Source organism: Pseudomonas defluvii (genome assembly GCF_001695625.1).
GTDB lineage: Bacteria > Pseudomonadota > Gammaproteobacteria > Pseudomonadales > Pseudomonadaceae > Aquipseudomonas > Aquipseudomonas defluvii.
On sequence record NZ_MBPN01000146.1, the window covers coordinates 1 to 9251 of the forward strand.

Annotated in this window: 8 protein-coding genes; 6 read left to right on the plus strand and 2 right to left on the minus strand. The window is 59.3% G+C overall.

Annotation, left to right across the window (positions count from 1 at the left end; translation table 11 throughout):
• The coding region (locus EKA13_RS24395; RefSeq protein ID WP_125862961.1) for a retention module-containing protein at nt 1–1079 on the minus strand (1079 nt) is incomplete at its 3' end.
• Between the two features lie 347 nt (nt 1080–1426).
• Between EKA13_RS24395 and EKA13_RS24400 the strand changes: the two genes are divergently transcribed.
• Genes EKA13_RS24400 through EKA13_RS24410 form a run of 3 tightly spaced genes read left to right on the plus strand, consistent with a single transcriptional unit; the run spans nt 1427 to nt 6342 of the window.
• On the plus strand, nt 1427–2779 hold the full coding sequence (locus EKA13_RS24400) for a TolC family outer membrane protein (protein WP_065761707.1): 1353 nt from the start codon (nt 1427–1429) through the stop codon (nt 2777–2779).
• Between the two features lie 43 nt (nt 2780–2822).
• Entirely contained in the window at nt 2823–4979 is a 2157-nt protein-coding gene (locus EKA13_RS24405; RefSeq protein ID WP_065761708.1) for a type I secretion system permease/ATPase, read from the plus strand.
• On the plus strand, nt 4969–6342 hold the full coding sequence (locus tag EKA13_RS24410) for an HlyD family type I secretion periplasmic adaptor subunit (protein ID WP_065761709.1): 1374 nt from the start codon (nt 4969–4971) through the stop codon (nt 6340–6342). The genes EKA13_RS24405 and EKA13_RS24410 overlap by 11 nt, the downstream gene beginning before the upstream one ends.
• A gap of 142 nt (nt 6343–6484) precedes the next feature.
• Here the strand turns inward: EKA13_RS24410 and EKA13_RS24415 are convergent, their stop codons facing one another.
• Nucleotides 6485–7495 (minus strand): helix-turn-helix transcriptional regulator, encoded by a 1011-nt coding sequence (locus EKA13_RS24415; RefSeq protein ID WP_065761710.1) that lies wholly within the window; start codon nt 7493–7495, stop codon nt 6485–6487.
• A gap of 205 nt (nt 7496–7700) precedes the next feature.
• Here EKA13_RS24415 and EKA13_RS24420 point away from each other — a divergent pair, with 205 nt between their 5' ends.
• The 3 genes from EKA13_RS24420 to EKA13_RS24430 all read left to right on the plus strand — a co-directional run.
• Nucleotides 7701–8519, plus strand: coding sequence for a tetratricopeptide repeat protein (locus tag EKA13_RS24420; protein ID WP_065761711.1), 819 nt, complete (start codon nt 7701–7703; stop codon nt 8517–8519).
• Nucleotides 8520–8611: 92 nt separating this feature from the next.
• Nucleotides 8612–9064, plus strand: coding sequence for a MarR family winged helix-turn-helix transcriptional regulator (locus EKA13_RS24425; protein WP_065761712.1), 453 nt, complete (start codon nt 8612–8614; stop codon nt 9062–9064).
• Nucleotides 9061–9251, plus strand: a 191-nt coding sequence (locus EKA13_RS24430; RefSeq protein WP_141685677.1) for an FUSC family protein, incomplete at its 3' end; no start/stop codon positions are given. The genes EKA13_RS24425 and EKA13_RS24430, both read left to right, overlap by 4 nt.

A 9251-nucleotide genomic window follows, 5' to 3' on the forward strand; every position in this document is an offset into this window, starting at 1 on the left:
TAGTTGCCGCCGTTCACTGCGGTGACGGTCGCGGTCAGATCACTGGCGTTGTAGACGTCGTCAACGTTGGTGTTCGGAACAGACAAGGTGCCTTTACCGCTGGCATCCACGTTCACGGTGTACTCGGTACCGCCGACGTTGACGGTCAGGGTAGTGGTGCCCTGCGGCGGGTTGCTCAGCTGGAAGTTGAAAGTGACGTTGGCGTCGCCTTCCTTCGCAGCATCAGCGGTCACCGCCACGGTGGTGGTGTCGATGGTGTCGGTGATCTGGGTGACTGCAGGTGCTGTGCTCGGGGTAACCACTAGGCCACCGCCACCACTGGTGCCGGTGATGGTGGCAGAAATTTCACTCGCGTCGATGTACACCGTGTCATTCGGCGGAATTTCTACGTTGACGCTGCCGGTCAGCTGGCCGGCGCTGATAACAATCACCTGGCCGTTGGACAAGGTAATAGTCAGGTCGGTCAGTGGCGCTTGAGTCAGGGTCGCCGTGTAGGTCAACACACCACCCGCTTCAGTGATGCTCGGGGTAGCGGTAAGGGTCAGGTCGGCGGCACGCAACGGCGTGGTGGCATCAGCAGCCGTATTCAGAACCAGCGGGCCTTGCTCTTGCTGGACAGCGGCCGTCTGGAAGGCCAAGCCTTCGGTAGGGAAGCCAATGGTCGGGTCGACTGAAGCAGCGGTCTCATCGAGCATAACGAAGCTGTGGCCACCACCGACTGCACCGCCACCACCGCCAGCTGCAGTTGGACCTGCCGCCGTGGCTTCCAGCTCAGTGGTCGGGTCAGCACCGGCCGCGATCGCTTGTTGCAACTCGTCAACCGACGGAGCTTGTTGCGCCGTAGCCTCAGCCAGATCGGTGGTGCTGTCTGGAGCATCGGCACTCCACTGCATGTCGCGCCCGAGATCGAGCGTGCGGCCATCAGCCAGTTCCAGGGTTACGGCACCGGCCAGACCGGTCAGTACCTGCTCGCCGACGAACAAACGGTCGCCTTCGATGAGTACACGTTGAATCCCCTCTGGGGAAACCGCGATTACTTGACCAACAATGCTTTTGACAACGGCAACAACACTGCTCATAAGACTCTCCGGACTAACCGTTCAAATTGGCTTCCATGCCCGAGCGACGCTGACTTGCCGCAATCAGATGGAATGTTCTGTGAGGCGTTTTTGACACTGCAACTGTCAAAATAATGACTAAAAGGTTTAGCAATTAACTTCATGCCAAACTATTGACCTTCTGATCGCCATCCTAAACAATCGGATACGTAATGTCACATTGATATTTGAACGGTCACCAGTCTTCCTTCGTACGATCCTAGTAGCATCTCGGAAATTTCCGACGTAAGGTCCGCACGGTTGCCATTATTAAATGCGGCAAGGCCACTTGCTGTGATTTGGGACAAGATGTCCCCGGGAAAAAGTAAATGCGATCGCTCCTTCTGACTGCTCTTCCTTTCACCCTTGCCGCCAGTTTTGTTCAAGCGCAAAGCCTGCCGGAAGCTATGCAGCGCGCTATCGAAGTCCACCCGGAAGTTCAAGCTGGGGTTAACAGCAGAACCGCCGCCGACTATCAATTGCGCGCAGCCCAGGGCGGCTATTTGCCGCGGGTTGATGTATTGGCAGGTTACGGCCGCGAAGGCACCGACAGCCCGAGCACTCGCATCGGTAACCGTAGCAACGATTGGGAAACACTCAACCGTGGCGAAGCCAGTGTGCGTCTTCGACAAATGGTCTTCGACGGCTTCGCCACATCCAGTGAAGTCGGTCGTCAACAAGCCACCGTCAACTCACGCGCCTATGCCCTGATGGGCACGTCCGAGCGCACGGCGCTCAACGTTGCCCAGGTGTATCTGGACGTGCTGACCCGTCGCGACATGGTGCGTCTGGCCGAAGACAACCTGCGCAGCCATGAACGCATCTTCGATCAAATCAAGCTGCGGACCGCACGGGGTGTTGGTCGCCTGGCAGATATGGATCAGGCCGAAGCGCGCCTGGCGCAGGCCCGCAACAACCTGATCACTGAACAAACCAACCTGGCTGACGCACAAACCAACTACCTGAGCGTAGTTGGTCAAATGCCAGACGAAATCAGCACGCCGCCGGCCTTCATCGACATGCTGCCAGCCAGCCTGGATGAAGCACGCCAGCAAATGCTGGAAGGCAGCCCGATCCTGCGCTCGGCGGAGTCCGATATCGCCGCTGCAGAGAAGCAGTACGATGCTGCAAAATCGTCGTTCTACCCGCGTTTCGATGCTGAACTGGGGCGCAGTGCCGACAACAACATCGATGGTGTCAGCGGTCATAACAATGACTGGCAGGCCATGCTGCGCATGAGTTTCAACCTGTATGCCGGTGGCAGCAACAAAGCGGACCTGGAGTCCAAGTCCTATCAGGCAAACCAAGCGCTGGATATTCGTAACAATGCCTTGCGCCAGCTCAATGAAGAATTGGGCCTGGCATGGAATGCTATGAACAACGCCAATGCCCAAGTGCCGATTGCGCAGAAGTACGTTGATTACAGCAGCAGTGTTCGCACCGCTTACCAGAAACAGTTCAGCTTGGGCGAGCGTACATTGCTTGACCTGCTCGATAGCGAGAACGAGTTGTTCACCGCCCAGCGCCGCCTGGCAGAGGTGAAGAACAGTCAGCTGTTTACTCAGTATCGAATCAAGGCGACCATTGGCCAGCTCCTCAAGAGCCAGGGCGTTGTGGCGCCAATGGCAACTGTCGTGCAGAACGACATGAAGCCTCAGGTAAACCTGCCCGGCATGAACTGAGGCCAGCCCTCATGTCCAACCGTATTTGCTAAGAGATTGCCGCGTGGAATCAGAAGTCAGTCGAGTCCAGCTCACCCATGATCCACGCAGCCAGCACGACGACCCGTTGCTGGACAGCCTGCTGTCGCTCTGTGTGTTGCACCAGAAACCTGCCAGCCGGGCGATGCTCACCACCGGTTTACCGCTGCCCTCGCAGCGGTTGAGCCCGGAGCTACTGCCTCGCGCCGCTGCCCGGGCAGGCTTGCAAGGTCGCTTGCTGCAACGCAAGCTGGAGCAGATACCCAACATCGCCATGCCGGCGATGTTGCTGCTCAAGGATGGCCGCAGCACGATCCTGCTCGGCTGGGAAAACGAAGGTACTGCACGTCTATTGCTCAGCGAGAGCGACGGCGGTGAGGTACATGTCAGCCGCGAAGCGCTGCTGGCCGATTACAGTGGCCGGGTTTTCTTTGCCCAGCCGCAGCATAAGTTCGACGTCAACCATGGCAACCTGATCCCCAGGGCGCGCTCATGGTTCCGTGACACCCTCAAGCGCTCGCGCTGGCTTTACGCCGACGCCATCGCCGCCAGCCTGGTCATCAACCTGATCGCCATGGCCGCACCGCTGTTTGTGATGAACGTCTACGACCGCGTAGTTCCCAACCAGGCCACCTCGACCCTCTGGGTGCTGGCCATCGGTATTACCGGGGCCTACCTCTTCGACCTGATCCTCAAGGGCCTGCGCAGCCTTTGCCTGGACCTGGCCGGGAAGAAAACCGACCTGATCATCTCCGCCACGCTGTTCGAGCGTATTGTCGGCATGGCAATGAAGTACCGCCCGGCCCGGGTCGGTAGCTTCGCCCAGAACATCCATGAATTTCAGGGCCTGCGCGACTTCCTTGCGTCACTGACACTGACCAGCCTGATTGACCTGCCATTCACCCTGCTGATCCTCTTGGTGATCGCCATCATCGGCGGCCATCTGGTCTGGATTCCCATCGTTGCCTTCCCGCTGGCTCTGGGCATCGGCCATGCCTTGCAAAAACCACTGGTCGCAACGCTGGAGCGCACCATGGCACTGGGTTCCGAGCGCCAGTCGAGCCTGATCGAAACCCTCGCAGGGCTGGATGCAGTCAAGGTCAACAACGCCGAAAGCGAACGCCAGTACATGTGGGAGCAGACCATCGGTACGCTTAGCCGCCTGGAGCTGCGCGTCAAGGTGCTGTCGGGCCTGGCCATGAACATCACCCTGCTGATCCAGCAGTTGGCCGGCGTGGCGCTGATCTGCTTCGGCGTCTACCAGATCATGGACGGCCACCTCAGCATGGGCGGCCTGATCGCCTGCTACATGCTCAATGGACGCGCCATGGCCCCCCTGAGCCAACTGGCCGGGTTGCTGACCCGTTACCAGCAGGCCAAGGTCACCATGGTCTCGGTTGACCAGATGATGGAGCTGCCGCAAGAGCGCAACTTCGAAGAGCGCCCACTGAGCCGCCAGGTACTGCAAGGTGCCATTGAGTTCCGCGGGGTTGATTTCACCTACCCGAACCAGCAGAACGTTGCGCTCAAGGGCATCAACCTGGTGATCCGGCCAGGCGAGAAGATCGGCATCATCGGCCGTAGCGGCTCAGGCAAGAGCTCGCTGGCCAAGTTGATTGTCGGCCTCTACGAAGCAGACGCCGGCTCGTTGCTGGTCGATGGCGTGGACATCCGTCAGATCGATGTGAGCGAGCTGCGCCACAATATCGGCTATGTCCCTCAGGACATCCAGTTGTTGTCCGGCACATTACGCGACAACCTGGTCAGCGGTGCCCGCTATATCGAGGACGAAATGGTCCTGCAAGCGGCCGAGCTCTCTGGCGTGCATGAGTTTGCCAGGCTGCACCCGCAGGGCTACGAGCTGCAGGTCGGCGAGCGCGGCCAGAACCTCTCCGGCGGCCAACGACAGAACGTTGCATTGGGCCGGGCCTTGCTGCTGAACCCACAGATCCTGTTGCTGGACGAGCCGACCAGCGCCATGGACAACACCGGTGAAGAGCGCCTCAAGCAGCGCCTGCAAGCGGTTATCGAGAACAAGACCGTCGTACTGGTCACGCACCGTGCTTCGCTGTTGTCGCTGGTCGACCGGCTGATCGTGATTGATCGCGGGCAGATTGTCGCGGATGGCCCGAAAGCCGCCGTAATGGATGCGCTGAAAAAGGGGCAGATCAGTGTTGCTTAAGTCTGGAGCAGGTCGCATCAAGGACGTACTGAGTAACTACTTCAAAGGCTCGGAGTCGCTCCATGGGCAACCCTTGCCTGAGGTCAACAAAGCCCTGATCGAGGATGCACCGCGCATTGTGCGGCTGACCATCTGGGGCGTAATCGGTTTTTTCCTGTTCATGGGGCTCTGGGCCAACTTCGCGATCATTGATGAAGTGACACGCGGCGATGGCAAGGCCATTCCGTCCTCAAAACTGCAGAAAATCCAGAACCTGGAAGGCGGTATCGTTGCCGAGATCTATGCCCACGAAGGCGAGATTGTCGAAGCTGGCGCGCCACTGCTGCGCCTGGACGATACTCGGTTCGTGTCCAACGTTGGCGAGACAGAAGCCGACCGTTTGGCCATGGCCCTGCGCGTCGAACGCTTGAGCGCCGAGGTCGAGGATCGCCCATTGCATATCGCCGATGAAATCCGCAAAGCCGCGCCCAATCAGGCCAACAACGAGGAATCGTTGTACCAGAGTCGGCGCCAGCAGTTGCAGAACGAGATCGGCGGTTTGCAGGAGCAACTGGTACAGCGCCAGCAGGAACTGCGCGAATTCAGCTCCAAGCAGGCGCAGTACCGCAACAGCCTTCAGCTGCTGCGTCAGGAAATCAACATGTCCGAGCCATTGGTATCCCAGGGCGCGATTTCTCCGGTTGAGGTGCTACGCCTCAAGCGGGCCGAAGTGGAAAACCGAGGCCAACTGGATGCAACCTCTCTGGCCATCCCACGCGCCGAGTCCGCCATCAAGGAAGTCGAACGCAAGATCGACGAAACCCGTGGCAAGTTCCGCAGCGAGGCCCTGACCCAACTGAACGAAGCCCGCACGGACCTGAGCAAGGCCCAGGCAACTGGCAAGGCGCTGGAGGATCGGGTCAGCCGTACGCTGGTTACTTCGCCGGTGCGCGGTATCGTCAAACAACTGCTGGTCAACACGATTGGTGGCGTCATTCAACCCGGTAGTGATCTTGTCGAGATCGTGCCGCTGGATGACACACTGCTGGTGGAGGCGCGGATCCGTCCACAGGACATCGCCTTCCTCCACCCTGGCCAGGACGCCATGGTGAAGTTCACCGCCTATGACTTCACCATCTATGGCGGGCTGAAAGCCCGGCTGGAGCAGATCGGCGCCGACACTATCACCGACGAAGACGGCAACACGTTCTATGTGATCAAACTGCGTACTGATCGCAGCCACTTGGGCACTGACGAAAAACCGCTGCTGATTATCCCCGGCATGGTCGCATCAGTGGACATCATTACCGGCAAGAAAAGCGTGTTGAGCTACCTGCTCAAGCCGATCATCCGGGCACGGGCCGAGGCCTTGCGCGAGCGTTGATTGGGCTGCGCTGTCCCTGAGCAATTACTGCATGAGCGTGCATCAGGTCAGCGACCTCAATAGCGTTGCCAGCACCGAAGGGCTCATACTGCTGGAGAGCCTGGAACGGATCACCATCAAGGGCAAGGGCACCAGCGCTGATTCACACCGTGTGATATTGGGCGGCGGCCTTGCTCAGGGTTTCAGCAATCTGCTGGCGCAGGCCGATCGGCTGCTCGACGATCAAGCCATCGCCCTGGCTCAACAACCACCAGCGCAACTGCCAGCTATTGCTGACCGTCGCCCTCAGAAGATGCCCATGTGCCAACGGGGCCAGGCTCATGTCCGCCGACAGCGGCGTTTCACGCACCAAGCGCGCCAAACTGTCGCTCACCCAGGCTTGCAGCTCGATTTTATCGGTCTGCCCGAATTGCAGGGCATCGCTGCGCAGGTAAACCTGCAGGTCGAAATCCTCGAGGCCTTCGGTGGCACTGCTGAGAATACTGACCTTGCGAAAGCGATGAACCGCAAACTGGCGAATATCACTATAGGGATCCGCTCGGGCAATCAGGTAGCTGACCTGACCGCGCTGAATCAACGCCAACGGGTTGAGAGTCATCTCGCTGAGTTTGTCGTTATGTGCCGAATAGTACTGGCACTTCAACTGATACTCCTCCAGCAATGCCTTCTGCACCGTTTCCAGAATGCTGTCGGGCACCTCGGGCGCTTGCATGTTCATGTCGGGGCGAACGCTGGCGACTTTGTCCAGCCAGCGCGCAGCCTTGTTCGCACCGGACAAGTGCTCAAGTTTTTGCCGAGCATGACTGAAGCGCGCATCAAGCACCTTGAGCATGCTCCCCGGTAGCAGTGGCCGTACCGCTTCCTCGACCAACGCCAGGCTCAAGGCTTCGCTGATGCTCAAGCCGCGCAGTTCGACACAGGCGTTTGCCGCCCAATGCCACCCATAGGGAATACTCTTGTCGTTGCGCTCCAGTGGAAAGATCAACGACAGTTCGTTGAGGTCTCGCTCGATACTGCGCTTGCTGATGGTGAAGCCTGCGTCCTGCAATCGGGCGACCAACTCTGCGCTAGTGATGCCGGGGGAACGGCTGGGTAGCTGGCGCAAAAGTTCCCATTGGCGGCTGAGTGTGGCGCGGGTGGTAGCAGAGGGCAAAAGGGTGCGTCCTTGTCTAGACTTGCGCACTAGCATGGCGCCCGCCAACGGATATGGCAAATGGCCATTTATTCAACCAGATCAAGGAAGAGCTGTTGAATCGCTTCACGATGATTGTTCGCGACAGGTTTTGTCGTTGCCTTGCGCAGAATCACATCCCATCACCCCCGCTCTCGGTACTGCGGGTGGTTCAATGAGGATGAACATGTCTGCTGTCAGCAATATCTATCCCTTGCTAGAGCGCCTGTTGCCCACGCGCATCACGCCAGCCCCCGGACGTACCGGCCACTTGTCGCGCCTCTATGCCGGGGTTGGCATGCCCAGCCAACGTGCCGCGCTGGGTGACAGTTTCAGCCTGATAAACAGCCTTGATGAGGCCGCCGACCTGCAGGCGGTGTATACCGACCTGCGCAACCAGGCGCTGGAGGGCAGCATCTCGGCACTCAATGACCTCGGCTGGATCTGGCTCAATGGCAAGTACTGGCGAGCGGATCCGACACTGGCCGGCCACCTGTTGCGCATGGCCGCTTTGCAGGGCAATGCGACAGCATGGTTCAACCTGGCCCAGCAACATTACTTCGGCAAAGGCGTGATGGTGAGCTACGCCTGTGCAGCCGAGTACTACCAGCATGCCTTCGAGCGTGGTTTGGACCATGCTGCAGCGGCACTCGGCGACCTTTACGAGGAAGAGGTCTGCGATACCCATGTGCAGGAGTGGCAAGTCGACCTGCAGCGCGCCTACAAGTGGTTCATGCGCGGAGCCGAACGCGGCGATGCACGCTGCCGTTTTGAAATCGGTTATCGGTTGCTGCATGGCCAACAGGTCGAGACTGACACCAAGGCTGCCTTGTACTGGCTGGAACTCGCCGCAGTCGCCAAGGTGGTACAGGCTGCGGAGGAACTGGCCGTCCATTTCAGCCTGTCGAACGACACCTTGCGCTACCTGTTCTGGCGCGATCAGGCCATTGGCCTGGGCAGCCCCTTGGCGTTGAGCATGAAGCTGGAGGACCAGGTGCGCTCCTGAAACCATTGAGCAAGCGCCTCTTGACGTCGGGGGTGGTGGTCGAAGTATATTGATAGTTAGCAAACTATGAATATCCGCGTGACCGCCCTCCAATGAATCTCGACGCACTGCAACTCAACATCAGCAGCGGTATGGTGGCAGCCGGCCGGCACTGGCGACGGATCTGCCAGGCCACTCTGGCTGGTTACGGTATCTCCGAAGCCTGCGCGGTGCCGCTGCTATTGATCGTGCGCCTGGGCGACGGCGTTCATCAGGTCAAGGTCGCCCAGGCGGCCGGACTGGAAAGCCCCTCCCTGGTGAGGCTGCTCGACCAACTGTGCAGCGCGGGCTTCGTCTGCCGTAGCGAAGATCCCCTCGACCGCCGCGCCAAAGCCTTGAGCCTGACCACCAGTGGCCGAGCCTTGGCCGAAGCCATCGAGGGAGAACTGGTTCGCTTGCGCCGGGAGGTACTGGCGGATCTTCCGGCAGCGGATCTTGAAGCGACTCTGCGGGTATTAAGGGCCTTTGAAGAGGCGGCACAGCGCGCCTCGGGGCAAACCACATGAGTACTTTTTTCAACTCAATGCCGCCTGCGCGCGACTGGTTCTACGGGGTACGAACCTTCGCCGCCTCGATGATCGCACTGTATATCGCCCTGCTCATGCAATTGCCACGGCCCTACTGGGCCATGGCAACGGTTTATATCGTATCCAGCCCATTCGTCGGGCCAACCAGCTCAAAAGCCCTGTACCG